Annotated in this window: 38 protein-coding genes, 1 tRNA gene and 1 pseudogene; 15 read left to right on the top strand and 25 right to left on the bottom strand. The window is 37.3% G+C overall.

What is annotated here, in order from left to right; all coding sequences use genetic code 11:
* The first annotated feature begins 54 nt into the window (after window positions 1-54).
* Window positions 55-2,871, top strand: a complete 2,817-nt coding sequence (uvrA, locus tag CVPH_RS00975) for an excinuclease ABC subunit UvrA (protein ID WP_201341687.1) — start codon at window positions 55-57, stop codon at window positions 2,869-2,871.
* On the opposite strand, the gene CVPH_RS00980 is transcribed toward uvrA, so the two are convergent.
* From CVPH_RS00980 to purM, 3 genes are read right to left on the bottom strand one after another with little or no spacing between them, the layout of a single operon-like run.
* On the bottom strand, window positions 2,854-3,597 hold the full coding sequence (locus tag CVPH_RS00980; protein ID WP_201341688.1) for a DUF3108 domain-containing protein: 744 nt from the start codon (window positions 3,595-3,597) through the stop codon (window positions 2,854-2,856). The two genes, uvrA and CVPH_RS00980, sit on opposite strands and share 18 nt — an antisense overlap.
* Window positions 3,594-4,199, bottom strand: a complete 606-nt coding sequence (gene purN, locus CVPH_RS00985; RefSeq protein WP_201341689.1) for a phosphoribosylglycinamide formyltransferase — start codon at window positions 4,197-4,199, stop codon at window positions 3,594-3,596. Before purN ends, CVPH_RS00980 begins: the two co-directional genes overlap by 4 nt.
* Before the next feature lie 14 nt (window positions 4,200-4,213).
* Window positions 4,214-5,215 carry a phosphoribosylformylglycinamidine cyclo-ligase gene (gene purM, locus CVPH_RS00990; protein WP_201341690.1) on the bottom strand — a complete coding sequence of 334 codons (1,002 nt, stop codon included), beginning with the start codon at window positions 5,213-5,215 and terminating at the stop codon, window positions 4,214-4,216.
* A 54-nt stretch (window positions 5,216-5,269) separates the two neighbouring features.
* On the opposite strand from purM, the gene CVPH_RS00995 reads away from it, so the two are divergent.
* Window positions 5,270-5,836 carry a CDP-alcohol phosphatidyltransferase family protein gene (locus CVPH_RS00995; protein ID WP_201341691.1) on the top strand — a complete coding sequence of 189 codons (567 nt, stop codon included), beginning with the start codon at window positions 5,270-5,272 and terminating at the stop codon, window positions 5,834-5,836.
* Complete coding sequence (locus CVPH_RS01000; protein WP_201341692.1) at window positions 5,833-6,507, top strand: HdaA/DnaA family protein; 675 nt, start codon at window positions 5,833-5,835, stop codon at window positions 6,505-6,507. Before CVPH_RS00995 ends, CVPH_RS01000 begins: the two co-directional genes overlap by 4 nt.
* Here CVPH_RS01000 and CVPH_RS01005 read toward each other — a convergent pair.
* Entirely contained in the window at window positions 6,504-6,911 is a 408-nt protein-coding gene (locus CVPH_RS01005) for a hypothetical protein (RefSeq protein ID WP_201341693.1), read from the bottom strand. The two genes, CVPH_RS01000 and CVPH_RS01005, sit on opposite strands and share 4 nt — an antisense overlap.
* Before the next feature lie 96 nt (window positions 6,912-7,007).
* Between CVPH_RS01005 and cysG the strand changes: the two genes are divergently transcribed.
* Window positions 7,008-8,408 carry a siroheme synthase CysG gene (gene cysG / locus CVPH_RS01010; RefSeq protein WP_201341694.1) on the top strand — a complete coding sequence of 467 codons (1,401 nt, stop codon included), beginning with the start codon at window positions 7,008-7,010 and terminating at the stop codon, window positions 8,406-8,408.
* A 53-nt stretch (window positions 8,409-8,461) separates the two neighbouring features.
* Here the strand turns inward: cysG and CVPH_RS01015 are convergent, their stop codons facing one another.
* Window positions 8,462-8,665 (bottom strand): YgaP family membrane protein, encoded by a 204-nt coding sequence (locus tag CVPH_RS01015; protein WP_201338994.1) that lies wholly within the window; start codon window positions 8,663-8,665, stop codon window positions 8,462-8,464.
* Between the two features lie 96 nt (window positions 8,666-8,761).
* Here CVPH_RS01015 and CVPH_RS01020 point away from each other — a divergent pair.
* The 10 genes from CVPH_RS01020 to CVPH_RS01060 all read left to right on the top strand — a co-directional run bounded on the left by CVPH_RS01020 (window position 8,762) and on the right by CVPH_RS01060 (window position 16,182).
* Window positions 8,762-8,846, top strand: a tRNA-Leu gene (locus CVPH_RS01020).
* A gap of 23 nt (window positions 8,847-8,869) precedes the next feature.
* On the top strand, window positions 8,870-9,673 hold the full coding sequence (gene serB / locus CVPH_RS01025) for a phosphoserine phosphatase SerB (protein WP_225879841.1): 804 nt from the start codon (window positions 8,870-8,872) through the stop codon (window positions 9,671-9,673).
* A 66-nt stretch (window positions 9,674-9,739) separates the two neighbouring features.
* Complete coding sequence (locus CVPH_RS01030) at window positions 9,740-11,644, top strand: heme lyase CcmF/NrfE family subunit (RefSeq protein WP_201341696.1); 1,905 nt, start codon at window positions 9,740-9,742, stop codon at window positions 11,642-11,644.
* Window positions 11,641-12,807, top strand: a complete 1,167-nt coding sequence (gene ccmI / locus CVPH_RS01035; RefSeq protein ID WP_201341697.1) for a c-type cytochrome biogenesis protein CcmI — start codon at window positions 11,641-11,643, stop codon at window positions 12,805-12,807. The genes CVPH_RS01030 and ccmI overlap by 4 nt, the downstream gene beginning before the upstream one ends.
* A 4-nt stretch (window positions 12,808-12,811) precedes the next feature.
* Window positions 12,812-13,942 carry a succinyl-diaminopimelate desuccinylase gene (dapE, locus tag CVPH_RS01040; RefSeq protein WP_201341698.1) on the top strand — a complete coding sequence of 377 codons (1,131 nt, stop codon included), beginning with the start codon at window positions 12,812-12,814 and terminating at the stop codon, window positions 13,940-13,942.
* Between the two features lie 3 nt (window positions 13,943-13,945).
* A complete protein-coding gene (gene trmD, locus CVPH_RS01045) occupies window positions 13,946-14,626 on the top strand; it encodes a tRNA (guanosine(37)-N1)-methyltransferase TrmD (RefSeq protein ID WP_201341699.1) in 681 nt (226 codons plus the stop codon).
* Between the two features lie 104 nt (window positions 14,627-14,730).
* The gene (locus CVPH_RS10600) at window positions 14,731-15,072 is read left to right on the top strand and encodes an NAD-binding protein (RefSeq protein WP_281064650.1); all 342 of its coding nucleotides are present in this window, start codon (window positions 14,731-14,733) and stop codon (window positions 15,070-15,072) included.
* Entirely contained in the window at window positions 15,053-15,340 is a 288-nt protein-coding gene (locus CVPH_RS10605; protein ID WP_281064651.1) for a Rossmann-fold NAD(P)-binding domain-containing protein, read from the top strand. Before CVPH_RS10600 ends, CVPH_RS10605 begins: the two co-directional genes overlap by 20 nt.
* 144 nt (window positions 15,341-15,484) lie before the next feature.
* Window positions 15,485-15,661, top strand: a complete 177-nt coding sequence (locus CVPH_RS01055; protein ID WP_201341700.1) for a hypothetical protein — start codon at window positions 15,485-15,487, stop codon at window positions 15,659-15,661.
* A gap of 74 nt (window positions 15,662-15,735) precedes the next feature.
* The gene (locus CVPH_RS01060) at window positions 15,736-16,182 is read left to right on the top strand and encodes a hypothetical protein (protein WP_201341701.1); all 447 of its coding nucleotides are present in this window, start codon (window positions 15,736-15,738) and stop codon (window positions 16,180-16,182) included.
* A 217-nt stretch (window positions 16,183-16,399) separates the two neighbouring features.
* Here CVPH_RS01060 and CVPH_RS01065 read toward each other — a convergent pair whose 3' ends face one another.
* On the bottom strand, window positions 16,400-16,639 hold the full coding sequence (locus CVPH_RS01065) for a hypothetical protein (protein WP_201341702.1): 240 nt from the start codon (window positions 16,637-16,639) through the stop codon (window positions 16,400-16,402).
* A 211-nt stretch (window positions 16,640-16,850) separates the two neighbouring features.
* Here CVPH_RS01065 and CVPH_RS01070 point away from each other — a divergent pair, with 211 nt between their 5' ends.
* Window positions 16,851-17,153 (top strand): hypothetical protein, encoded by a 303-nt coding sequence (locus tag CVPH_RS01070; protein ID WP_201341703.1) that lies wholly within the window; start codon window positions 16,851-16,853, stop codon window positions 17,151-17,153.
* Between the two features lie 301 nt (window positions 17,154-17,454).
* On the opposite strand, the pseudogene CVPH_RS01075 reads toward CVPH_RS01070, so the two are convergent.
* The 19 genes and pseudogenes from CVPH_RS01075 to CVPH_RS01160 form a co-directional block, all read right to left on the bottom strand.
* Window positions 17,455-18,228: pseudogene (locus CVPH_RS01075) on the bottom strand (DNA adenine methylase).
* Window positions 18,229-18,366: 138 nt separating this feature from the next.
* Entirely contained in the window at window positions 18,367-18,507 is a 141-nt protein-coding gene (locus CVPH_RS01080; RefSeq protein WP_201341704.1) for a hypothetical protein, read from the bottom strand.
* A 245-nt stretch (window positions 18,508-18,752) separates the two neighbouring features.
* Window positions 18,753-19,082 (bottom strand): phage late control D family tail protein, encoded by a 330-nt coding sequence (locus CVPH_RS01085; protein ID WP_201341705.1) that lies wholly within the window; start codon window positions 19,080-19,082, stop codon window positions 18,753-18,755.
* Window positions 19,083-19,216: 134 nt separating this feature from the next.
* Window positions 19,217-19,393, bottom strand: coding sequence for a hypothetical protein (locus CVPH_RS01090; RefSeq protein ID WP_201341706.1), 177 nt, complete (start codon window positions 19,391-19,393; stop codon window positions 19,217-19,219).
* On the bottom strand, window positions 19,387-19,578 hold the full coding sequence (locus tag CVPH_RS01095) for a hypothetical protein (protein WP_201341707.1): 192 nt from the start codon (window positions 19,576-19,578) through the stop codon (window positions 19,387-19,389). The genes CVPH_RS01090 and CVPH_RS01095 overlap by 7 nt, the downstream gene beginning before the upstream one ends.
* Before the next feature lie 68 nt (window positions 19,579-19,646).
* The gene (locus tag CVPH_RS01100; protein ID WP_201341708.1) at window positions 19,647-19,811 is read right to left on the bottom strand and encodes a hypothetical protein; all 165 of its coding nucleotides are present in this window, start codon (window positions 19,809-19,811) and stop codon (window positions 19,647-19,649) included.
* Window positions 19,812-20,005: 194 nt separating this feature from the next.
* Window positions 20,006-20,392 carry a hypothetical protein gene (locus CVPH_RS01105; RefSeq protein ID WP_201341709.1) on the bottom strand — a complete coding sequence of 129 codons (387 nt, stop codon included), beginning with the start codon at window positions 20,390-20,392 and terminating at the stop codon, window positions 20,006-20,008.
* A 55-nt stretch (window positions 20,393-20,447) separates the two neighbouring features.
* Entirely contained in the window at window positions 20,448-20,612 is a 165-nt protein-coding gene (locus tag CVPH_RS01110) for a hypothetical protein (protein ID WP_201341710.1), read from the bottom strand.
* A gap of 1 nt (window position 20,613) precedes the next feature.
* On the bottom strand, window positions 20,614-21,114 hold the full coding sequence (locus CVPH_RS01115) for a phage tail tape measure protein (RefSeq protein ID WP_342590480.1): 501 nt from the start codon (window positions 21,112-21,114) through the stop codon (window positions 20,614-20,616).
* Between the two features lie 157 nt (window positions 21,115-21,271).
* Window positions 21,272-21,556, bottom strand: a complete 285-nt coding sequence (locus tag CVPH_RS01120; protein ID WP_201341712.1) for a hypothetical protein — start codon at window positions 21,554-21,556, stop codon at window positions 21,272-21,274.
* Between the two features lie 158 nt (window positions 21,557-21,714).
* Entirely contained in the window at window positions 21,715-21,909 is a 195-nt protein-coding gene (locus CVPH_RS01125; protein WP_201341713.1) for a hypothetical protein, read from the bottom strand.
* Between the two features lie 2 nt (window positions 21,910-21,911).
* Window positions 21,912-22,370 carry a hypothetical protein gene (locus tag CVPH_RS01130; RefSeq protein ID WP_201341714.1) on the bottom strand — a complete coding sequence of 153 codons (459 nt, stop codon included), beginning with the start codon at window positions 22,368-22,370 and terminating at the stop codon, window positions 21,912-21,914.
* Between the two features lie 174 nt (window positions 22,371-22,544).
* Entirely contained in the window at window positions 22,545-22,853 is a 309-nt protein-coding gene (locus tag CVPH_RS01135) for a hypothetical protein (protein WP_201341715.1), read from the bottom strand.
* A 53-nt stretch (window positions 22,854-22,906) separates the two neighbouring features.
* On the bottom strand, window positions 22,907-23,158 hold the full coding sequence (locus CVPH_RS01140; protein WP_201341716.1) for a hypothetical protein: 252 nt from the start codon (window positions 23,156-23,158) through the stop codon (window positions 22,907-22,909).
* A gap of 149 nt (window positions 23,159-23,307) precedes the next feature.
* Window positions 23,308-23,469: a hypothetical protein gene (locus CVPH_RS09910; protein ID WP_225879744.1), complete on the bottom strand. Its 162-nt coding sequence runs from the start codon at window positions 23,467-23,469 to the stop codon at window positions 23,308-23,310.
* The gene (locus CVPH_RS01145) at window positions 23,435-23,725 is read right to left on the bottom strand and encodes a hypothetical protein (protein WP_201341717.1); all 291 of its coding nucleotides are present in this window, start codon (window positions 23,723-23,725) and stop codon (window positions 23,435-23,437) included. The genes CVPH_RS09910 and CVPH_RS01145 overlap by 35 nt, the downstream gene beginning before the upstream one ends.
* Window positions 23,726-23,792: 67 nt before the next feature.
* Window positions 23,793-24,281: a phage tail protein gene (locus tag CVPH_RS01150; RefSeq protein ID WP_201341718.1), complete on the bottom strand. Its 489-nt coding sequence runs from the start codon at window positions 24,279-24,281 to the stop codon at window positions 23,793-23,795.
* A gap of 236 nt (window positions 24,282-24,517) precedes the next feature.
* Window positions 24,518-24,769, bottom strand: a complete 252-nt coding sequence (locus tag CVPH_RS01155) for a baseplate J/gp47 family protein (RefSeq protein WP_201341719.1) — start codon at window positions 24,767-24,769, stop codon at window positions 24,518-24,520.
* Window positions 24,756-25,088 (bottom strand): baseplate J/gp47 family protein, encoded by a 333-nt coding sequence (locus CVPH_RS01160; RefSeq protein WP_201341720.1) that lies wholly within the window; start codon window positions 25,086-25,088, stop codon window positions 24,756-24,758. The genes CVPH_RS01155 and CVPH_RS01160 overlap by 14 nt, the downstream gene beginning before the upstream one ends.
* Window positions 25,089-25,106 lie beyond the last annotated feature (18 nt).

The following is a 25,106-nucleotide window of genomic DNA, read 5'->3' on the forward strand; positions in this document are numbered from 1 at the left end:
GTGATTTTACCTGTCTTGGTGGTTATAATTAATCCTTTGTCCGACATATTTTATATGGATCAAATTAGTATTCGTGGTGCCAGAGTCCACAATTTAAAAAATATCGATATTGACATCCCTAGAAACAAGTTAGTTGTGATTACTGGCTTGTCTGGTTCAGGTAAATCTTCACTGGCTTTTGATACCATTTATGCAGAAGGGCAACGTCGCTATGTAGAATCTTTATCGGCTTATGCACGCCAATTTTTATCACTCATGGAAAAACCTGATGTTGATCATATTGAAGGATTGTCTCCAGCCATCTCTATTGAGCAAAAAGCCACCTCGCATAATCCGCGCTCAACGGTCGGTACGATTACAGAAATTTATGATTATTTAAGGTTGTTGTTTGCTCGTGCAGGCATTCCTAAGTGTCCAGAACATCAAATTAATCTTGAATCTCAAACCATTTCTCAAATGGTGGATAGTATTGTCAAATTACCAATGGGTGAAAAAATCATGTTGCTAGCACCCATTGTGCAAAATCGCAAAGGTAGCCATACAAAACTATTGGAAGAATTAAATCACCAAGGTTTTTTAAGGGCTAGAGTTGATGGTGTGGTTGTGTATATAGATGAAATGGAAGCACTTAATGGTAAGGTTAACCACAGTATTGAAATTATCATTGATCGTTTAAAAATACGAGAAGACATGGCTTCGCGTTTGTCTGAATCGTTAGAAACTGCACTTAATCTAAGTGCAGGTTTGGTGCGAGTTGCATCTATGGAAGATGAGCCGTCTTGGCAAGACGAGGTGTTTTCTGCTAAATTTTCTTGTGTTGAGTGTGGCTACTCATTGAGTGAATTGGAGCCTAGACTTTTCTCATTTAACAATCCAGTTGGTGCTTGTCAAACTTGTGATGGATTAGGTGTAAAAGATACATTTGATGAGCAGAAAGTCGTGGCCAATCCTAGCATGAGTTTGGCAGATGGTGCTGTTTATGGCTGGGGGCGCTCAAATGCTTATTTTTATCAAATGCTAATGTTGGTAGGCAAGTATTACGGTTTTAGTATTGAAACCCCTTATGAACAATTAAGTGATAAGCACAAAAAAATTGTCCTTTATGGGAGTGGTGTAGATGATATTGATTTTTCCAAAATAAAAGGGCGTAAAGGCTGGTCTAATAAGGCTAAGCCATTTGAAGGCATTATTCCAAGAATGATGCGACGTTATGAAGAAAGTGAGATTCGTAATGTTAGAGAAGAGCTTTCTCGTTATGTAGTGAGTAAGGATTGCGGACAATGCCATGGCGATAGGTTGAATGAATCGGCTAGAAATGTATTTATTGATGGGCAAAGCTTATCAAACATCACCAAACTTTCTATTGCTGATATTTATGATTTTTTCAAAGAGTTGAAGTTGAAAGGCGCTCGTGGTCAAATTGCGGATAAGATTTTAAAAGAAATTGTTCAGCGTTTGGCATTTTTAATTAACGTAGGTTTGGAATATTTAAGTCTTGACCGTAGAGCAAATAGTTTGTCAGGTGGTGAAGCGCAGCGCATTCGCTTGGCCAGCCAGATTGGTGCAGGACTAATGGGCGTGCTGTATGTGCTTGATGAGCCATCAATTGGTTTGCACCAAAGAGACAATCAAAAGTTATTAAATACACTGACCTATTTGCGTGATATTGGCAATACAGTGATTGTGGTAGAGCACGACGAAGAGGCGATTAAACAAGCCGATTACGTGATTGATATTGGCCCTGGTGCTGGTATTCATGGCGGTGAAATTGTTGCAATGGGTAGCCCTAAAGACATTGAAAACAACCTTAAGTCTTTAACGGGTGATTATTTAAGTGGCCGTCAAAGTATTGAAGTGCCTGCTAAACGTAAAAGTGCCAGTCAGTGGTTGCACATTAAAGGTGCTAGGGGTAATAATCTTAACAAGGTTGACTTATCTATCCCTGTGGGTGTATTAACTTGTGTGACAGGTGTATCTGGCTCTGGAAAATCAACCTTAATTAACGACACCTTGTATGCTTTAGCGGCTAGAGAACTTAATCGTGCACAGACAACGCCTGCTGAGTATGAATCAGTTGAAGGTTTGGATTATTTTGATAAGATTGTCAATATTGACCAAAGCCCAATTGGACGTACGCCACGCTCTAATCCAGCCACTTATACGGGTGTGTTTTTATTAGTACGTGATTTATTTTCACAAACTTTAGAGGCAAGAACACGTGGTTATAAAGCAGGGCGTTTTAGTTTTAATGTTAAAGGTGGTAGATGTGAAGCATGCAAGGGTGATGGGCTAATTAAGGTAGAAATGCATTTTTTGCCAGATGTTTATGTGTCATGTGACGTGTGCCAAGGCCAACGTTACAATCAACAAACTTTAGAAATACTTTACAAGGGAAAGAGTATTGCACAAGTGCTTGATATGACTGTAGAACAGGCTTGTGAATTTTTTCAACCCATGCCCAAGATTAAACAAAAATTACAAACTTTAATGGATGTTGGACTTTCTTATATTACGCTTGGACAAAATGCAACCACCTTATCTGGTGGTGAGGCACAACGCATTAAATTAGCAAAAGAGTTGTCAAAAATGGATACTGGACAAACGCTCTACATTCTTGACGAACCAACAACAGGCTTGCATTTTCATGATATTAAACTCTTGTTGTTAGTTATTAATAGGTTGCGTGAGCGCAACAATACCATTGTGATTATTGAGCACAACCTTGATGTTATTAAAACTGCAGATTGGATTGTTGATTTAGGCCCTGAAGGGGGTAATAAGGGTGGACAAATTATTGCGTTTGGTACGCCAGAAGAGGTGGCAAAAGTTAAAGGCTCGTATACGGGTCAATATTTAAAAGCTTACTTGTAGTTTGCCTTTAACTCCATTTTCAATTTGTAAATTGGTAAGTTTGTATGTGTAGTTTTTGCCGTTTTTATTTCGCTCTATCAATGCAGGTAAATACCCATACTTGGGTAAAAAATAGGCTTTTATATTATTATTGCTAGCGTTGATTCTACTAATTTTAATGGCTTTAACAGATTGGTTGTTGATTTTAATCAGGCGTTCGTTGGCTCTTTTGTATTGATGCTGTTCGATTGATTTTCCATTGGCTACTTGGTAGGTAAATATAGATTGGTTAGGGCTATGCTCTAAATCATTTGATAAAGCTAAAAACAAACTTAGAGGGTCAACAATATTACTACCTTTAGACTGCCAAGTTCTAATTTTTGGCTGGGTTTTAGTGAGAATAGACACAACAGCATGATTTTTTGAGTAAATGTCAATGGCATAATTTTTAACCAATGCCCCGTCTTCTAGCTCTATGATTTGGTAATGTATGGCATTAACACCTTGATGACTAACCAAAAAGGTAGAACTTGCCGCTATAGAATAGTCTTTTATGAAGGCTGTAAGTCCTGAGGTTCTAGCATTTGCAGTATAAAAATAATGTTTATCTAGTTTGTGTAATGTCCTAACTTCTTCAGCTATCTTAAAACCATTAATAGATAATTGGTAGTTGGCAGTATGTGTTTTTAAGGCGTGTGCTACGGGGTTAATTAAGATTGTGAGTATAATTAAGGTAAGCAATCTCATAAGATTTTTCCATCTAGCATGGCGTGATTTTTTTCAAGTTTTAGCCTGCCTTGTGTGAACCAATGAATGACTTTTAGGAATAATTTATGCTCCTCAAGCAGAACACGTTTTGCCAAAGATTCTGTTGTATCTGTATCAATGACCTCAACACTAGCTTGGGCAATAATTGGACCTCCATCAAGCTGCTCAGTCACAAAGTGAATACTAACACCATGCTGACTTTCTTTAGCTTCTATGACTCTTTGATGGGTATTAAGTCCTTGAAATTTTGGCAATAACGAGGGGTGAATATTGAGCATTTTTCCTGAATATTGGCGCGTAAATTTAGCGCTTAGTATGCGCATAAAGCCGGCAAGAATAACAATTTCAGGATTGTATTGATTAATAATGCTGCTTAACGCTTGGTCAAACTCTTCTCTAGAAGAAAATTGTTTATGGCTTAGTATGTGGGTAGGAATGTTTGCACGTTCAGCACGTTTAAGCCCATAGGCATTGTTATGATTGCTAATAATTGCTTTGATGTCTAAATCAATAGCAGTAGAATGGTTAATAATTGATTGTAAGTTTGAGCCACTACCAGAAATTAAAACAACGCCATTCATGCTCAATATGCAAGCTAAATAATAACTTGAGTGCCTTGATTGTTTGTAATTTCACCCACTAGCCAAGCATGTTCGTCCAGCTCATTTAAGTGTTGAATGGCATTAGAACTTTGTTCTGCTGGCACAATAATAACCATGCCTATGCCACAGTTAAATACTCGATACATCTCCATCATATCAATATTGCCATTGTCTTGTAAAAATTGAAAAATACTGGGTAGTTGCCAAGAGTCAATGTCAAGTTTTGCGCTCAAGTTTTCAGGCAATACTCTAGGAATATTTTCCAACAAGCCACCACCTGTAATATGTGAAATAGCATGTACTGAGAACTTTTCAATCAATGACAATACTGATTTTACATAGATTTTAGTAGGCTCAATTAGTGCATTTAATTGCGCATCAGTTGGGTCTGATTGCGCCAGAACTTTACGTACTAGTGAATAACCGTTAGAGTGTGGGCCTGAAGATGCCAAGGCAATGATGTGATTGCCTTTAGTGACTTTTGTGCCATCAATTATTTTGTCTTTATCAGCAATACCCACGCAAAAACCAGCAAGGTCGTATTCTTCACCTTGATACAAACCTGGCATTTCAGCTGTTTCGCCACCAATTAAAGCACAACCTGATTGCTTACAGCCTTCACCAATGCCATAAATAACGGATGTGGCCAGTTTGGTATTTAACTTGCCTGTTGCATAATAATCTAGGAAAAATAACGGCTCAGCACCTTGGACAATTAAGTCATTCACGCACATGGCAACTAGATCAATGCCAATCGTATCATGTTTGTTTAACATTTGCGCCACTTTGAGTTTGGTGCCAACGCCATCCGTGCCTGAGATTAGAACCGGGTTTTTATATTTAAAAATAGGCAATTCAAACATTGCACTAAAGCCGCCAAGACCAGCTAATACCCCAGGTCTAGTGGTTGATTTAGCAATCGGTTTGATTTGTTCAATCAGCGCATTACCTTTGGTAATGTCAACGCCTGAGTCAAGGTATGAGAGTGATGACATGACAGTTTTTCCGTATAATTAATTTCTTTATAAATTCTTTTTAGTAAATAAAAAATGAGTTTTTCATCATTGCCTAATGCGCTTTCAATTTTACGCATTATTTTAACAGTGCCAGTTGTCATGACTTTGTTAAATCACCAATATTTTTTGGCAATGGTGCTGTTTTTTATTGCAGGCATTACTGATGCGCTGGATGGATGGATTGCCAAACGCTTTTCCTTTCAAAGTAGATTGGGTTCTATTTTAGATCCGATGGCGGATAAGTTGTTATTGATCAGTAGTTTTGTGGCTTTATATGTAATTGGATTATTGCCATTGTGGCTATTGGTGCTGGTCTTTTTACGTGATCTTATGATTGTTTCAGGCACAGTTGGGTGTTTTATTGGCTCAGGCGCCTCTAAAAATGATTTATTATCGCCCTCAAAACTTTCAAAAATTAATACCGTGCTGCAAATCGCACTAGTTTTGTTTTTGGTGATGGCGCAAATTTACCCAGTCTTGCCACAATATAGCACTATTTTCTTTATTATTACAGCCACATCAACCGTCCTTAGCGGTGCAGATTATGTGTGGATTTGGATTGAACAAGTCATTTTGCAAGAGAAAAAAAATCCTCAATGAATCAACTTGGATTATCACTTTCATTGAATTCAAAAATGTTGTTGTCCAATTTTATTGGTAAGAGAAATCAGCAAGTCCTAGATTTTGTTAATCAGTTATTTATTCAAAAAGACTCAGTTGTTGTCTTTATTTCAGGTGTCAAATCTAGCGGTAAAACTCATCTATTGCAAGGTTGTGCTTTTAGTGCGCTAGATAAGCGATTAAATATTGTTTTTATTGATATAAAGCAAGAGCTACCAAAGGAGGTAATAAGTGATTTAGCACCTGTTGATTGGATTTGTATTGACAACGTTGATTATTTGAGTATCGTCCAACAAGAAGCGTTATTCGATTTACATAACAGAATTAAGTTAACTAGTACTAAGTTGATTGTTTCTGCAAGCGGTTTACCTAGTGAGTTGAACCTATTAAAGGATTTGAAAACACGCTTGTCTTTGGCGGTTGCTTTCACACTGGAGGCGCTTAATGATGAGCAAAAAATTCTTATTATTGAGCGTAAAATGGCGGATAAGAATATTAACATAAATAGCAAGGTGTACCATTATTTGTTCAAAGTTTTTTCACGTGATTTGAATGATGTTTTGAACATAATTAGTGTTTTAGATGAAGCATCATTACAGAAAAAGAGTGATATTTCCATTCCCTTTGTTAAACAAACACTGGGTATTTAAGGTTTTTTTCTAAATTTGAATTGTGCAATTCTAGGCATGAGTTTTGAAAAAGGGATGTATTCAAAATCTGTATATTTTTCTTCAACAACTTTTACTAAATTAGATATATCCTTGATTTGATTGCTATTTTCAATGTCAAGTATTTCTTGCAAAGCCAACAGTCCGCCCATTTTAATTTTTGATTGCTGTCCGACTGACAAATTATTTTGATGGTGCGTGTTTAAGACAAAATCGCTATTATCGCGTAAATGAGCATACAACGATTGGCACTGCTTGGAAGACGAGCCATCCAAACAAGCGCCAAATTCTTTTTCTGCAATGCAATCTTTTGTCCAAAATTTACAACCACATCTACCGCTAAGTATCGGGTGGGAAAAAGGACAGGTATAGTGTTTACTGGGCATAATAATAAGTGTTTTGTGTCTTTATAGATTATAAAGACACTATAATATAAACTTTTATTTTACTTGTGCTAGCTTGTTAGTAGCATCAAACAATCTATGAATTACTTGCCTATTTTTATTGAGATTAAGCAAAGACCTTGTCTGGTTGTTGGTGGTGGTGATATTGCTTATCGGAAAATTAATCTATTGTTGAAAGCCCATGGGCAAGTTACTTGCGTGGCAAAAAGTTGTTGTAAAAATATTACTAAACTAGCCAATGACAACAAAATTATTTATATTGAAAAAAGCTTTGAGCCATCTGATATTAAAGGGCAGGTTTTAATTGTTTCTGCCACAGATAATGCCAGTCTGAATAAACAAGTATCTGAATTAGCCAGCCAAAATAATATCCCTGTTAATGTGGTTGACTCCCCAGATTTATGTACGTTTATTATGCCTTCAATTGTGGACAGGTCTCCTATCGTGATTGCCATCTCATCAGCAGGAAAAGCGCCAGTATTGGCGCGTCTAATCCGTGCAAAACTAGAAAGCACATTGCCACATGCGTATGGTAAATTGGCAGAATTAGCGGGCGATTTTAGAGACAAAGTTAAAGCAAAGTTTAACAACATTGAAGACAGGAGATACTTTTGGGAAAAAGCCTTTTCTGGCATTATTGCTGAAAAAGTATTCTCAGGTAAAGTATCGGAAGCCAAAGTAGATTTACAAGCACAACTTGATAGCGCCACTAAAGCCCAAGTGGGTGAAGTTTACTTGGTGGGTGGCGGCCCTGGTGACCCTGATTTGTTAACCTTCAGAGCTTTGCGCCTTATGCAACAGGCAGATGTTGTTTTGTATGACCGTTTGGTTTCAGAAGGTGTTATGGAGCTGGTTAGGCGCGATGCGCAACTGATTTATGTTGGCAAAGAGCGCGATAATCATGCTGTGCCACAAGGCGATATTAATCAATTGTTGGTAGATTTGGCTAAACAGGGCAGAAGAGTTTGTCGTCTTAAAGGGGGGGATCCTTTTATTTTTGGCCGTGGCGGTGAAGAGATTGAAACATTGGCTGAAAACGGCATACCTTTTCAAGTAGTGCCTGGTATTACAGCAGCTTCTGGCTGTTCTACTTATTCAGGTATTCCATTAACACATAGAGATTATTCACAATCTTGTCGTTTTGTAACGGGGCACTTAAAAGATGGCAGTATGAATCTGCCTTGGCACGAGCTAGCGGTTGAACAACAAACCATTGTATTTTATATGGCACTTAATGGTGCTAGACATTTATCAGAGCAATTAATCACACATGGTATGCGCCCAGATATGCCAGTGGCATTGGTTGAAAAAGGCACAACACCTGAGCAAAGGGTTTACACTACAACTCTAAAAGAATTGCCAGACTTGGTAGAAAATGAAACCATTCACGCCCCCACTTTGATTATTATTGGCGAAGTGGTGACATTAAGAGAAAAACTGAATTGGTTTGATGCCAAGTCGGTACCATCTAAAAAATAATAGAAATTACAAGCTTTACTTATTTAGTAAGTAAAGCTTGCGCGTAAGTGTGGTTATTTAGCACCCAATTTTTTTGCAATAATTGCTGCTGGGCAAAACCCTGTGAACGCTGATTGAAACAGGTTAAAACCAACAAATGCAGTTAACCACAACCAATTAGAATTATAAGCAAATGGACTGATTGCTTGTGCACCTAATAGTAGTGAAATCATAATAATAACACCAGCCATTGCTGATACGACGTTATTAACTGTCATGCGTTCTCCTTCATGTTTTAAAAGTCGTTACTATAACATTAATTAGGTATAATTTCAAATTCTTTAAACTCCTTGAGAGGAGTGTTAGATTTAAATGCGGGAGTGGTGGAATTGGTAGACACGCTGGATTTAGGTTCCAGTGTTGAAAGACGTGAGAGTTCGAGTCTCTCCTTCCGCACCAATAATTAGGTTGTTAATTTGAGTATGCAAATTATTATTCAACACAGTCTAGATGAGAATATTGCTAGGCAAATTTCAAGTAATTTTCAAGTTTTCAGCACCCATATTCGTCATCAAATAGCATTAATAAATCTTGATGATTTAAGACAACAATATCAAACTGATTTTAACCATTTACCCAAGGTTGATACTTCTAACATTAAGTTGTTTGTCTGTGACATGGATTCAACCTTGATTAATATTGAATGCATTGATGAAATTGCTGATTTTGCCAATATTAAACCACAAGTAACTGCCATTACCAAGCTTGCTATGCAAGGTAAATTGGACTTTGATGACTCTTTAATCAAGCGTGTTGCCTTGTTAAAAGGGCTTAGTGTTGATGTACTAGATAAAGTTTACACTCAACGCTTATCAGTCAATCCTGGTGGTAGGGCACTTATCTTATTTTTTAAAACCAAGTCCATCCAAATGGCAGTTGTGTCAGGCGGATTTACTTATTTTGCCAATCGTTTGGCTCAAGATTTAGCACTAGATTATGCACGTGCTAATGTGCTAGCGGTTGAAAATAACCAATTAACTGGCGTTACAGAAGGCCTGATGATTAATGCAGAGGCTAAGGCAGATTTCATTAAGGAATTGTGCGATAAACAAGGCTTGTCATATAGCCAGGTTATTGTAGCGGGTGATGGTGCTAATGACTTAAACATGATGCGTATTGCTGGGTTGAGCGTTGCTTATCATGCCAAGCCTAGCGTTACAAAGCATGCCAATATTGTCATTAACTTCGGTGGATTGAATAAAATAATAGATTTATTCAATCCATAACCATCTATGTTAATTGAAATTAGGCATTTTGCGTTATAATGGGGTTTATTTTAACCTAAGCCATCTATGTTAATTGAAATTGGGCATTTTGCATTAGTGCTTGCCTTGGTATTTGCGTTGTTACAAGTTGTTTTACCGACCATAGGTATGGTTAAACACGATGCCATACTCTCTGGCTTATCTAGGCCCCTGTTATGGATGCAATTCTTTTGGATTTTAATCTCCTTTGCTATTCTTATGAATGCTTTTGTGATTGATGATTTTTCTGTTAAATATGTGGCAAATAATTCAAATACAAATCTGCCCAGTATTTTTAAGATGTCAGCTGTTTGGGGCGCACACGAAGGTTCTTTATTGCTATGGGCCTTTATTTTAGCCGCTTGGAGTGTGGCAGTGTCTGTATTCTCTAGACGTTTACCTGCTGAAGTATTAAACCATATTCTCATTATTCTTGGTTTAATCAGTATTGGGTTTTTATTGTTTTTGCTATTAACTTCTAATCCTTTTGAACGTTTAGATATCGTGCCAGCACAAGGGCGAGAACTTAATCCTTTGCTACAAGATTTTGGCTTAATTATCCACCCGCCCATGCTGTATATGGGTTATGTAGGAATGGCAGTTCCCTTTGCTTTTGTTTTGTCATCACTCATCCGTGGACAGTTAGATTCTACTTGGTTGCGGTGGTCACGTCCTTGGACATTAATCGCATGGGCATTTTTAACATTTGGCATCACACTTGGTTCTTGGTGGGCGTATTACGAGCTTGGTTGGGGTGGTTGGTGGTTTTGGGATCCGGTAGAAAATGCCTCATTTATGCCATGGCTAGTGGCAACAGCATTGGCGCACTCTTTAAGCATGAGTGAAAAGTGTGGTGCATTTAAACATTGGACTGTACTATTAGCCATTTCTGGTTTTTCGTTAAGTTTATTAGGCACATTTCTAGTCAGGTCAGGCATTCTTACTTCAGTACACTCATTCGCTGCCGACCCTGCTAGAGGTTTGTTTATTTTGATATTTCTAGTGATTGTGATTGGCGGCTCGTTGGCACTATATGCTTGGCGAGCTTCACTCATGCAAAGTAATAATACCTTTTCTCTTTTATCAAGAGAAAGTGGTTTATTGGTTAACAATATCTTATTAGTGGCAGCAATGTTAAGTGTTTTTTTAGGCACGCTCTATCCACTATTGTTAGATGCATTAGGTCTAGGCAAAATCTCAGTGGGCGCGCCTTATTTTGGTGCAGTGTTTGTGCCTATTATGATTCCAGCAGTATTAGCCATGGTGATTGTTCCTTTTTTGCGTTGGAAGAAAGATGCCACACAAAGGATAACGGGTTTACTAAAGCGGGTGTGGGTAGGTGTCGGTTTGTTGTTTATTATTAGCGTATTATTGGCTGATAATATCTCAGTTTTATTGGCCGTCTTTTTGTTTATTTGGATAGTTGCACACTCATTGGTGCTTCTGTTTCAAAGGTTAAGCCAAAAAGGCAGTACAAGTCTTGCTTTCATTGGTATGATTTTTGCTCATATTGGTATTGCTGTATTCTTGTTAGGTGCTACAGTGACAACCCAGTATGGCGTTGAAAAAGATATAAAAATGGATATTGATAAACCAATTGCCATAGCGGGTTATGACTTTATTTTTAAAGGCGTGACACGCCTATCTGGTCAAAACTATCAAGGCAATAAAGGCCATGTAGAGGTTTATTTTAAGGAGGAAAAAATAGCAGATTTAAGACCTGAAAAACGCCAATACGTCACAGGTATGCCTATGACCGAAGCGGCGATTGATCCATCTTTATATCGTGATATTTATATTGCACTGGGCGAGTCTTTAGAGGACGATTCATGGAGTTTAAGAATTTATTACAAGCCACTCATACGCTGGATTTGGCTAGGAGGGTTATTGATTGCATTAGGCGCGTTATTAGCTGCATTTGACAGAAGATATCGATTAAGGGTGAAAGGATGAGTTTATATCTATGGTTTGCTTTGATGGTGATTGCTTCTTCTATTTGGATAATTTGGTTTTTATATCGCCCTCTTAAATCTAATGACATTAATCTTGAAAGATCTAATATTGCCTTAGGCAAACAAAAATTACTAGAACTTGAGCAAGATTTACACCAGAATTTGATTGATGAAAAACAATTCAACCAAGCCAAAGAAGAGATTTCAACAACACTGGCTATTGAACTCCAACAAGTAAGTAACATTCAAAATAATGCCCATAACAAGACATGGGTTTTGATATTAATATTGGTATTACTACCTGTCATGTCCATTGGTGTTTATCAATATTTGACACCAAAAAGTAACATGAGTCAGCCACTTGAAAGTGCAGAAAAGCCATTAAGTTTAGAACAAAGTGCTAACAAAATTGTGCAGTATTTACAAACTAACGAAAATGATTCTGAAGCTTGGAAAATGCTCGGGCTTACGTATTTTGAGTTGGGAAAATTAGATTTATCAATAGAGGCTTATGAGAAGTCTTATCAAATCAACCCCAAAGACCCAAGATTGTTAGTTGAGTATGCCTCTATGATGATTAGTGCTAGTGATAATCAATTTTCAGATAAATCTGTTAAGCTAATCAAACAAGCCCTAGAGATTGAGCCGAATGCACCAGACGCCTTGTATTTGGCAGGTATGTTTGCCGTGAGCCAACGAGACTTTTTTTTGGCCAAAGGGCTTTGGCAACGTGCACTTAATGCCCTACCAAAAAGTAGTATTGACCGAGTAGCTTTGGTTAATATCCTATCTGAGTTAAAAGCGGTTGAAGGGGGTAAGAACACGCTTGAGCATTCTATTAGTGTGCATGTTGATGTGTCTAACGAGGTACTAAAGTCAAGATCTAGCGAAGATTTTATCATGATTTATGTCAAAGCAACCAAGGGCAGACCGATGCCAATTGCGATTAAAAAAATCAAGTTAAAAGATTTTACAGGCCAGGTGATTTTAACCGACCAAGATTCTGTTATACAAGGTAATCAACTGTCAACCCACGAGCAGGTGATTGCAGTAGTACGTATTAGTGCAACTGGCTCTGCCATGCGAGGTGTGGGCGATATACAAGTGCTTAGCAAAGTCATTAATGTGGCTGACAATCCATCCATTCACTTGGAAGTAAAATAATCCCATGAGTAAAACCTTAGAATTAGCAAAAAAGTTCGTCAGTATAGACTCTATTACCCCACAAGACAAGGGTTGCCAGTCTATTATGACCAATCATTTGAGCCGTCTTAATTTTGAAATCACTGATTTAAAATTTGGTGAGGTTGATAATTTTTGGGCAGTACGTGGTCATCAATCTCCTGTGTTTGTGTTTGCAGGGCACACCGATGTTGTACCTGTGGGCGATGAGTCAAAATGGTATGTGCCACCTTTTTCTGCCCAAGTTAAAGAGGGTATGTTGCATGGTCGTGGAACAGCTGACATGAAAGGCTCTTTGGCAGCCATGCTCAGTGCAACCGATAGATTTGTTAAAGATTATCCTAACCATAAAGGCTCAATTGGGTATTTAATCACCTCTGACGAGGAAGGGCCTGCTATTGATGGTACTGTTAAAGTTGCGCAGTATTTAAAAGAAATCAATCAAACCGTTGATTATTGCTTAGTAGGTGAGCCATCAGCTACTAATGAGTTAGGAGATGTGATTAAAAATGGGCGTCGTGGCTCTTTAAATGGTACTTTAAAAGTCATTGGCAAACAAGGGCACATTGCCTATCCACATTTAGCAAATAATCCCATTCACCTAGTCATACCAGCGTTGAATGATTTGTGTAATGAGGTTTGGGATGAGGGTAATGAGTATTTTCCAGCCACCAGTTTCCAAATCTCTAATATCCACTCAGGCACAGGGGTGACTAATGTTATTCCGGGTGAAGGCGATATTGTTTTTAACTTTCGTTATTCCACACAAAACACTCACGAGCAATTGAAAAGCCGAGTTTGCGTAATTTTAGATAAGCACAATTTTGAATATCAAATCACTTGGGAGCATTCTGGCTATTCATTTTTAACTCCAAAGGGCGAACTGGTTAATGCCTGTGTTGATGCGATTAAAACTGTTAAAAATATTAACACCCAATTATCCACCTCAGGCGGCACTTCTGATGGACGTTTCATCGCGCCAATTTTAGAGGCTCAAGTGGTAGAACTAGGTCCTTTAAATGCCACCATTCATCAAGTTGATGAATGCGTATCTATCCAGGATTTAGAAGATTTGAGCGATATCTATTACCACATTTTAAAAAACATACTCACCTAGTTCATGCGCTTTGACGTTATTACTCTGTTTCCTGATATGTTTAATGCCATTGAGAATGAAGGTGTTATTGCGCGCGCCATCAAAAAATCACACCTCTCAATTCACACTTGGCAACTCAGAGAGTTTAGCAACAATAAATACAAAAATATTGACGATAAACCCTATGGTGGTGGTGCTGGTATGGTGATGCAAGTCAAGCCCATTCGTGATTGCATTCACAAAATCAAACAATCAAACCCAAAAACTAAGGTCATTTATCTATCACCACAAGGCCAACCACTCAAACATAAACTGGCTAAAGAATTATCTACGCTTGACTCAATTACTCTACTATGTGGGCGCTACGAAGGCGTAGACGAGCGAATTATTGAGCACGATATTGATATGGAAATCTCCATTGGCGATTACGTTATTAGCGGTGGTGAGCTGGCAGCTATGGTACTTATTGATACGATTGGTCGGCAAATTCCAAACGTACTTGGTAATGCCGATTCATTAAACGACTCCTTTGCAAATAATTTACTAGACCATCCGCACTACACACACCCTGAAGTTATTGACAATCAAGCAGTGCCTGAAGTATTACTAAGTGGGCATCAAGCTAATATTGATACTTGGCGAAAAGAGCAATCCATCAAAAAAACCCAAGAAAAACGCAAGGATTTGTTATATAAAAACTGCTAAAAATAGCATTTTTTTATTAAAACTATCCATAATAATTGGTATTCTTTATGGAAAAATGCAGTTTAAGTTACGACAACTTGTTGTTTTTATAGGTGGATAAAAAGATGATTATTGGAGGAGGCATTGTTGGCTTTAATGCAGCGCAAATGGCTGTTGGTTTACAAGCAGATGTAACAATTCTTGATACCAATGCCCATACGGTGGAAAAACTTAGTAATTATTTTGGCACTAAGGCACGTGTCTTGCATTCTAATGATAGTTTATTAAAAGCGTATATTACTAGAGCTGATCTTATTATCGGTGGTGTTTTAATTACTGGGGTGAAAGCGCCAAAGGTCATTAATAAAACCATGCTATCTTTTATGAAACGAGGCAGTGTTTTGGTTGATGTTGCCATTGACCAAGGTGGTTGTTTTGAAACCTCTCATGCGACCACGTACGGTTGACCCAACCTATGTTATAGATGGCGTTGTGCACTATTGTGTTGCTAATATGCCAGGTGCCGTTCCAATTACCTCTACTTATGTACTTAATAATGCAATCCTTTCAGGGCCTCTTGCTATTGCCAATCAGGGTTGGAAAAAAGCACTAAGCAATGATAAACATTTGTTAAATGGATTGAATATTTGCCAAGGAAAGGTTACTTACAAAACTGTTGCTGATGATTTGGGATACAAATATACCGAAACAAACACATTGCTCATGTCTTCGTAAAGAAGAAGTAATGGGGAGAGTAATGGGAACAGGCTACTTTTTATGATACAATCCCCATCTTTTATTATCAAAAATCAAAATGCTACGCCTCCCAAGAGGAGAAGCCCAAGGCGGAATTTATCATATTATCAATAGAGAGGTAACATGCGTATGCAAGTTTTTGATGATGAGGATGATTATGAGTTCTTTCTATCCTTGTTAAAAACAGGACTAAAAATAGAATTACATGCTTATTGCCTTATTGCCTTATTGCCTTATTGCCTTATTGCCTTATTGCCTTATTGCCTTATTGCCTTATTGCCTTATTGCCTTATTGCCTAATCATTTTCATTTATTAGTTGTGCCACAAGAAGAAAATAGCTTGAGCAAATTTATACAATAGGTTATGACCTCACATGTGCGCTATTATCACAAGAAAAATAAAACCTCAGGACATGTTTGGCAAGGCAAGTTTTATAGTTGAAAAGGACGGTTATTACTTAACATTGTTACGCTATATAGAGGCGAATGCATTAAGAGCGGCGTTAAGCAAAACAGCGCAAGATTGGCAGTATGGTTCATTGGCAGAAAGAGTTTTTAATAACAGAATATTACTACACAAACCTTATGCACAACTCGATGATTGGATGACCTATGTTAATACACCTCAATCTCAAAGTGAAATAGATAAAATAAGAGACAGCGTCAATAGACAAGCACCACTTGGTGGGGAAAACTGGGCAGCAAAAATAGCAAAAAAATATGGTTTATTGTCAACACTAAATGCGATAGGTAGAGTAAAAAATGATGATAAAAGTAGCCTGTCCCTATTCCTTCTCCTATTCCTTCAAGCCAGTTGTTAGTAGCGGTGGAGCGATATGGATAGATGAAGAAGGGAGGGCTAATGCGAATAAAAGCACTATATTAGCGAGTGGCAATGAGTTTGTGTTTGTTGTCAACAAGTCTTATAATCAAAATCAATCTATTAAAAATAGCCTAGTAAAACAACATACCAAAGGCCATAAAAAGCCTAATTTGCATTAGCCTAGTCCAACCATCAAAACAGCACAAGCCAAGAAGCTACTTATTACTTAATGCAAGTATTCCCATGGTTTGTATCATTTTTCTTTTATCAGTGTCTGATAACTGGTTGAACAACTTAATGACTATTTTATTCTCTGGATGTTCTTGGTTTTTTAGTTGTTTGGTTGCCTCCTTTTTTCCACTCATTAGCCATTCAACAGTTGTGTTTAAAGCCTTGGCTAAATCAATGATTTTTTCAGAAGAACGACTGTCTCTTATCCTTTTACCAAGTGCCATGTTACAAACTCTAATTAAAAAAAAGTTATTGTAATAAATAAAACGAAAACAATAGTTGTTGACAAAATGAACAATAATTGTTATTAGTAACCTACATTTAAAATAAAATATCTATACTAAAAAAACTTAAAAACATCATTCTAATAGACGAAACTCAACCATTAGAACAAATCAAAAAACAGTACAAATCCAAAGCTTATTGCTTTCTATTGTGGAAATTAGTTTTGCTGGACTTGGATTAAGTAAACAAGGATACGAGATGATTGATAAAGTGGAAGAAGTTTTAGTACAAAATGGCTATTGCACGGATACGAATAATTGCAGTAAGGACATTTTTTTTTGGCAAAATTCTAATGGTTTCAACACTACTATTTATGGCATAACTTCTGCAAAAATTATAAATAAAATAAATACTATTACAACAGATATTTATTTTTATAAAAAATCACATAAGAATACAGGGCTTTTTAAATCGTCATTTATAAATTTAACATTAAGCAAAGAAGGGGAATAAAAAATGAGAAAATGAGAATATTAGAAATAAGAACTGATATATTTGCAGGAGAAGATTTAATTCCACACACATTTTTGTATATCTATGAAAAAGTCAAAGAAGACCAAGGTAAGTGTAAATAAGTGTTCTAAGTGTAAACTCTAGGCTGTTTTAGGTATTTAAGTGCTTTTGTTTTAACAATAGGCCCTTGGGGCGATTAAAGGTTCATTTTGAACGCACTTATAGATTTAATCTTTTCCCTTGAGAAATTTAACACTGAACTTTACACACAAAAGCCCAGTGAGGCTAGAAAGAACTGGGGTTAATAATTCATGATAAGCAGTTCATTTGATTTCTTTGTGCTTGATTTAGAGCTGCCTACAGTGTACTTAATTCCAACAGTCTTAATAGTAAAACCTTTAAAAAGTGATTTAATATCACTGTGGTCATTAATTGAAAGCAAGAACTTGCCTTCACAATTTTGCATAAGCTCTGCCATTTTTTCATAATGCAGCCATTCAAAATCAACTGTATAACCTTCTGTAAGCCAATAAGGTCGGTCAAGATAAAAGAAAGAAAGAATGAATGCGGGCGGTCATAACGTTTGACGCAGTCATCCCAAGCCATGTGCTCAATATTGACACTAGATAGCCTTAAATGTGCTTGGCTTAAATCTTTCCTCAATACGTAGTAAGTTTAGCCTTGATGCACCTAAAGTTGATGTACCATAACTTTGCCCAGTTACTTTGCCACCAAAGCGTAACTTTTGAAGATAAAAAACCGTGCGGCTCTTTGGGTATCAGTCAACGTATCAACACTAGCCATTTTCTCCCACTTAAACACCTGCCTAGAACTTAAAACCCATTTAAACTGCGTTACAAACTCGTTTAAATGATGTTTAACGACACGATATAGATTAATTAAATCACCATTTATATCATTTATAACCCTCTGCTTTTGATGGCTCTTTTAAAAACAATATCGCTGCGCCACCTGCAAATGGCTCGCAATAACAAGTATGCTTTGGTATTAAAGGTAATATTTCTTTTGCTAGTCTTCTTCCCCCCATCCAAGGGATTATTGGTTTGTGTTTCATTTTTTGAGTTCCTTTTAAAGTCGTTTAAAATAACCCTTGCAGTTCGCGAACTGTGGAGAGCCGTGCTTACTCATAGTTGTAGTATGGGTGAGGTTGCTTGTTAGTGTTGGCGCATTACTAATCATCGCTCTTCTTTTCTTAAAAGCCGCCTCCTTTCAAGCTTTCAAAACTTAGTGTGGTTTTCCAAGCCTTGTCCAGCACATGGGCAACCTTAATGATTTGATAAATATGATTATCTAAAGATAGTTCACTGCCAGCAAAGACCACACGTCCACGCATTGTTAAGCTACTTACTACAGTTGATTTATTAGCCTTGAGGAACGTATTTTCTGCACAAGCCAAAGCCTCAGTGTCATTACTAAATTGTTTTTTAACACTAATCGCGGGTGTGAGCCCTTGCCTGCGATTAAAGTGTGTTGTTTAGTTGTTTAGTTGTTTAGTTGTTTAGTTGTTTAGTTGTTTAGTTGTTTAGTTGTTTAGTTGTTTAGTTGTTTAGTTGTTTAGTTGTTTAGTTGTTTAGTTGTTTAGTTGTTTAGTTGTTTAGTTGTTTTCGTGTTGTGATAAACAGCCTTACACGACCTATAAAGTTTTTTATTTGAGTAAGTAATATCACTATCAATACAACGGTCAATATCAACACACACGTAGGGCATATCAGCAGACTTATCCATTAAATACAACAAGTTATTTTTTATGTTAAAAACTAGATTGTTGTCTTTCGCCAAACGGTTCAACAAATCAGTATCAGACTTATTGTATTGCTGAATAATGCCAGTTAAAATATCAGTATTAGCTCTTATTTTTAGACCATGCTGCTGTGCAATAACATCAGCCAATTGCGACAATGTACCCACATCATAATTTAAATTTCAGCGTTCTTTTAAACCGCCACTAAAATCAACCCCTGCCGCACTTATTGTTAGCACTTTATTGTCTTTGACATTAGTTGTTTACACAAAGAACAAGCCAGCAAAAGTAAATAACCTGACTACACCTTTATTTCATCTTTATAACTAGGCCTCTTGAATTTCTTTGACACTGATATCACCAACTCATCAGCCTCGTCTTTTTCATTGTCAGTAACAGAAATACTTATTAAATAACGCCTAATATTGTTAGTCACATCCTTGCTATTTACTATAATTCTAAAGTTTGGGGTTACCATAACGCATCCTCTTCACTGGTGGTTTTTCTTTGCGGCATATTAACCACATCACCAACATCTAAAGCCGTAGCATCAATTAAAAGATTAGCACCTAACACCAAATCATACATAGACAAGTCACCATAATGTTCGTGCACCAGAGTATCTAATCTAGTGCCTTGATAAATAACTGTAACCTTATCCATAAACAACACCTAGAGAGACTTAAAAGTCTTGCTTTAAAAACTCCCCATACTTTAAAAATAAAGACTTATCAGTCTCTATTTTCTAAATAACTACTTTTAAAGGCTTTACCATTTTCAAACGCTAAAGTTACAACACCCTTAACACGTGCAATCACCTCTAAATTCTCAAGGCTTGAGTTAGGTTGTTTAACAAACGCACCACTCAATGTAATATCTTGCTCATATTGACCCACGGCTTGCCAAATGTCGAAATGATTTAACGTCGCTAAGCGTTCAAAATCTATAACTGTGAGATTGTTTCAAGCTATCTAAATTAACACCATTAGACTCAAACAAAAAATCATTAAGCAAACACAGCATTACAAGTCCTCATCCAGTAGAGAAGTATTGCTATTGTTCAGTGCCTTTCCAAAAGCGCGCTCTACATCTAGCTTACTACTCGGGTTATACCCGCTAAAGTCTTTTTAGTTGCAGCAGTGGTAGCAGTTGGCTCTTTATCGCCATCATCACCAAACCAGTTTCCAATAGTCGAAAATACACCACTAACCATGCCAGCACTATCTACAATAAAACTAAAAACCCCTTTAATCTTAGCCCATACCGCGTCAATCAACTTAGTAAAGGGTTCAAAGTTTTTATAAAGATATACAACACCTGCTGTTAGTGCTCCAACACCAGCAATTATTACGCCAATTGGGTTAGCATTAAGTGCTGTATTTAACAGCCACTGCGATGTAGTCGCAGCTTTAGCGCCAATTGACCACAGCGCTTGTGCGGCAGTAATTGTTTTGGTTTTAATGCTACTAGCCAACATACTAACGTTTAGAATCCCTAACTTAGTGGTTAAACCTAAGAGTGATTTAGATGTACTAAGTGTGACAAGTTACCAAGCTAACTTCCGCAGCCTTTATAGCAACAATAGAAACCTTTAAAACACCAACACCTAAACTAACGATAGTTGTTGTTAACCAAGGTAGTTTTTCATCTGCCCAAGTTATTCCTTTTGCTAAAGCGCCAAAACCAACAGTAACCATATTAATAGCAGGCTCTAATATTTTGCCAAAGGTGTAAACCTAGATACTCTACAGAATGTCCAATTTTTGCAAACCCGTAACCTCTGTCCATCGCCTTTGCTATTTGATCAGACTTTGCCATACCGTTTGCCATTGCATATTCAATATCACTCTGAGCCTTAACCAAATCACCCGATTTATCAATCAATGCCATAATGATTTTTTTAGCGTCATCAAACCCGAACGCTTCTTTAATTTTGTCTTGAACTTCTACATTTTGTAAATCACTAAACTCAGACTTAAAATTATCCAACACGTCAACCATTGGCAACATCTTACCGTTACTGTCTGTGAACTGTATTCCGAGTTTTTCCTGTGCCTTGCCCACACCATTTAAAAACGCTTTATATCCAGTGGCTGACTCACTAGCAGAACTAAAAGCAGACTTGCTCACGCCGGTAATAGCCAACTCTTCAGCCAATGATACCCCATCGCTTTCGCCGACGCACCAATGTTTGATAATCCTTGTGACAAATCAGAACTATCCGTTCTAAACGATTGCACAGACTGAGCAACGGAACCACTAAAAGACTTGCCAAAACCTATATCAGAACCAAAATCTGTGCGAAAAATACCATACCCTAAAAGCGTACAACTTAGTCATTTGCTCAACCGATGCCTTAGTTGCTACTGCAGTAGTTAGTTGCTGCCATTTTTGTGAAGTCTTTAACGCCACTCTCACTCAAACTAGCAATATCACTCTTAATGTCATAACTCGCTTTGATAAACTGCGGCGCTGTTATTTGCCCAAACTGAGTCACCATTCCACTACCAGCTTTAGTGATTGCTTGTATACCTCGCTCAGATATTTCAAGTGATGCAAGCTGTCCTTGTGCTTGCAGTTCATCCGTGGCCAACGAGTACGACTTACCCATTGCAAAAGCCGCGCCACCAGCTGCGACCATCTCACCTCCGCATGGTAGAAAACTGAGTTTTAATACTGCCAAGCCTACTATTAATTGCGCCTAACCTTTTCTCAGCGTTTTTTTGTAGCAGTTGTAAAACTAGAGCCTAACTTACCCCTGTTTAATTCTTTAACTATAACAAGCGCTATTTTTTTGGCTTATTCGATACTAAGATTAACCGTCTCTCTTTCTCCATTTTCGTCTGCCACTTTTTTCCAAGGAAAGCTCTCAATTTCCAGGCTAATCATGGTATTTATAATGTTAAGAAACTGATGTGCCCTATGTTCATTAAATTCGAAATCACCTATTTTTTTACCTTCACTTAAAATTAAATCTCTTTCTACATCATCCATTGTTATAACTCCCTTACGATTAAATTGCTAGAACTGGCCATGTCATTACTAGAACGATCGTTAACGCGCGTAGTTCTTTTAGTACCACTCCACTTGCAAATCACGCCAATTTTTATGGTATGAATGCCAACGTTTAAAACGACAGACGATGTGTTGTACGGCATGTGCATTAACCAACCATTATTACCATTGCTGTAATACACATTCATACAATCAATATGACATAAATTCCTACCCGTGCCCTTGTTGATTGCAACGTCGTCAACATAAACTGCAATTCCACAGACGTGGTAAAAAGTACCCGCAATTGTGCCACTTATTTCAAGCTTGCATGGTGTCAAAACTTCAACCTCGCCTTGCATGATGAAGACTGGATTGCTGCTATTTATTGTAATTCTTGACTGGCTGTTGACAACAGACAAGGGTGGGGGTATTTTGTTTTTTGAAACAACATAGATCACTTGATTACTCCTAAAACTGTATGCCCGAAGTTGGAGCTTCTGTCCTTTACCCATAGACTGACAGGTTGATTAAATGAAACACCCTCTAGCGACAGTGGTATCGCATTACTCTCATCAAGAATACCAACACAAATAATGACACCGCCAAGAATAATAGGCAGAATAGTACCTGTCTCATTTTCTAAAATTGGTTTCCATTCTGCGGATAATTTGTACCGTTTTGAGGTTAGGTGACTCATCTTTTTTGCTCCATTTTTCAAAGTTAGTTATTATTATTTCCAGTTCATTTTTACTATTCGCCGCTTTAATATCTGCAAGTGCCTTTTTCTCAGCAATGTTTAATTGCTGAGAAGCTCTAAACACATTAAAGTGCTTTGATAAAATAAGGCTGGTTAGTTGTTCTACGCTGATATTCTTATCATCAGCTTCAGCTTGTAACTTTCTAACAGCAGTTGCCTCATTTTTGAGTGCAAATTTAGACAAAGTGGTTTTAGTTGTATATTCTGCTAATTTTCGCGGCGAAAATGGCGCTAGCTCTATTTGATGGTTTGATGGTTTGATGGTTTGATGGTTTGATGGTTTGATGTAGCGGATGTTATTCTTTGCCTATACTGTTCTTTGCGTTTAATTTCGTTTACAAAAACATTGCCATTTTCAACTTTCAAAAATGCCAAATCGGTTGATAAATTATCATCAAGGAGGGTTAATTTATTGCCCGACTTTTTGTAATTTTTTAGCGTTTCAAAGCCAAAAACCTCAGCTGTTTTTGTATTGATACAGTGAATCATAAGCTACCTCAACTCGTATACTTTGCCATATCCAGGCACTCTATAAGTGTCGCCCGGTGGAATAATCATCGAAAATCTTGATTTATTGCCATTATTGCCACAGACTAAATTATTAATACTCGCTAAAGCAATGTTTAATTGTGTTTGTGTTACTGGCCCACTTGTTGTGCTGTTACGCCGTGCAGGTTGTTTTTATTAGTTAAATGAGCAGACTGAGTTGCAATTTTTGGCAACCACAAGGTGCTCATTTCAGTATTGGTAACGTAGTCACTAGCTTTAAAAACAACCTTGCCAGTACTGCCTTGTAGCAATAGCTACTTTTTTAATAGTCACCGTACCACCAATACCTTTAACTAAAGCCACCCTAGGGGTGTCAGAATTAACAACAACCTTGTTATCTGTGTCAATGATTGTAATTTTATGAAGATATTGATTAAAGTTTTGCGCAATAGGCAAATTAAGCACAAAAGTTAAAACACCCCCAGCATCAAAATAACTAGTTGCAATCTGCATTTCAAAAAAGACTTGTAATGCACTATCTACAGCGTCATGCGTTTGTGGCGCCAATCAGCTGATATTTCTTTGCGTTGGCTTTTAGATTGCTGTGCAAAACCATAATCAGTTGCTTGAGTATTTAAAGCATCCATTGCATTTCTCTCTGAACACTAATATTGGCAATTGTTTCAGGTAAACGTACCTCAAAATCACCAAAACGGCTGCGTGCGTTCTTAACTGAATTAGCAAGTGCTTTGGAGGCATTAAACTTGTTCACTGAATACGCTTTATTACTATCCAAGGTCACAACGGAGCTAAACATAAAAAGCTTATCAAACTCTTTAACTTGAGCATCTTTAAAGACACTACGTAGTGCGGTCTCTACCGCATAAACAGTACCCTGTATTTGTTTAGCATTAGCAAGCAATACTCTTTGCTCAGATTCATCTAAACCATTTAAGCTTAAGCTATGCTGCAGAGCTAAAAACCTTAGTAATTTTTTATCGCAAGTTCTGGGGCTAATGTCAAACACAGTTAAATCAATGCTTAATATTTTGTCAGTAACTTGGTCTAATGCTTTTTCAATACCAGCACTAGCAGGCGGTAAGATTATGTGAAAATCAGGCATTTAAACCTCCACGCTTAAAAGTTAATTGCACACTGCTGATGCTAATAATTTCAGTATCCAAGCAAAGCACATCCTCATCTTTAGCTTGGCTTTTTAAATGCACTCTATAAACACCATTTATATGCAGTTTATTGATGATTTCAGAGTACGTTAAATTCTGCCCTATTTTGAGTTGAGTAGCAAAGCCGCTTAAAATATTTTCTTCAATACCTATTTTTTCATCTAAATTATTGAGCTCAATAATTTAGATGAAAAAATAGTCGTTGGTTTTTAACCGCGCGAACAACGCTGACATTATCAGTCAGCTGGCGTACTTTTTTGTTGCTTACAGTCTCACCAACACGCAGCAATAATTCATTACTAATAGCGCCGATACTTGATGTAATTACGATCGTAATAAATCCAATTTTCGGGCTAAAAGCATGCACCCCATCAATCAAGCTATCTACGCTCTTTGCATGAAACTTATAGCCCTCAATAGAGCCCACCGTTGAATGGCCAAAAAACACTATCTGCAACACGCTGTCTGAATGCTTCATCAGATTCACCACTAAGCCTGCTAACACCATAATCAACAGCTACAATATCTAGCGCATCACTCTTGGCGTAAAGTAGTAACAAACTTTTTAGCTGCGCGACAAACTTATGATACTTATCAACCTCACGATAATTAAAAGCTTCAAGCAATAATAGTCGCTCGTCACCCTCTATCGGTATATAGGTCAGGTCTAGTGTTTTTAAAAGTTCTAAATTAGTGGTCAATGCTTGCTCAAAAGTAGGCATATCGAATACATCAAAATCAGGCAATTTATTAATATCAAACTA

Origin of the sequence: Abyssogena phaseoliformis symbiont OG214 (assembly GCF_016592595.1) — a bacterium.
Taxonomy (GTDB): Bacteria; Pseudomonadota; Gammaproteobacteria; order PS1; family Pseudothioglobaceae; genus Ruthia.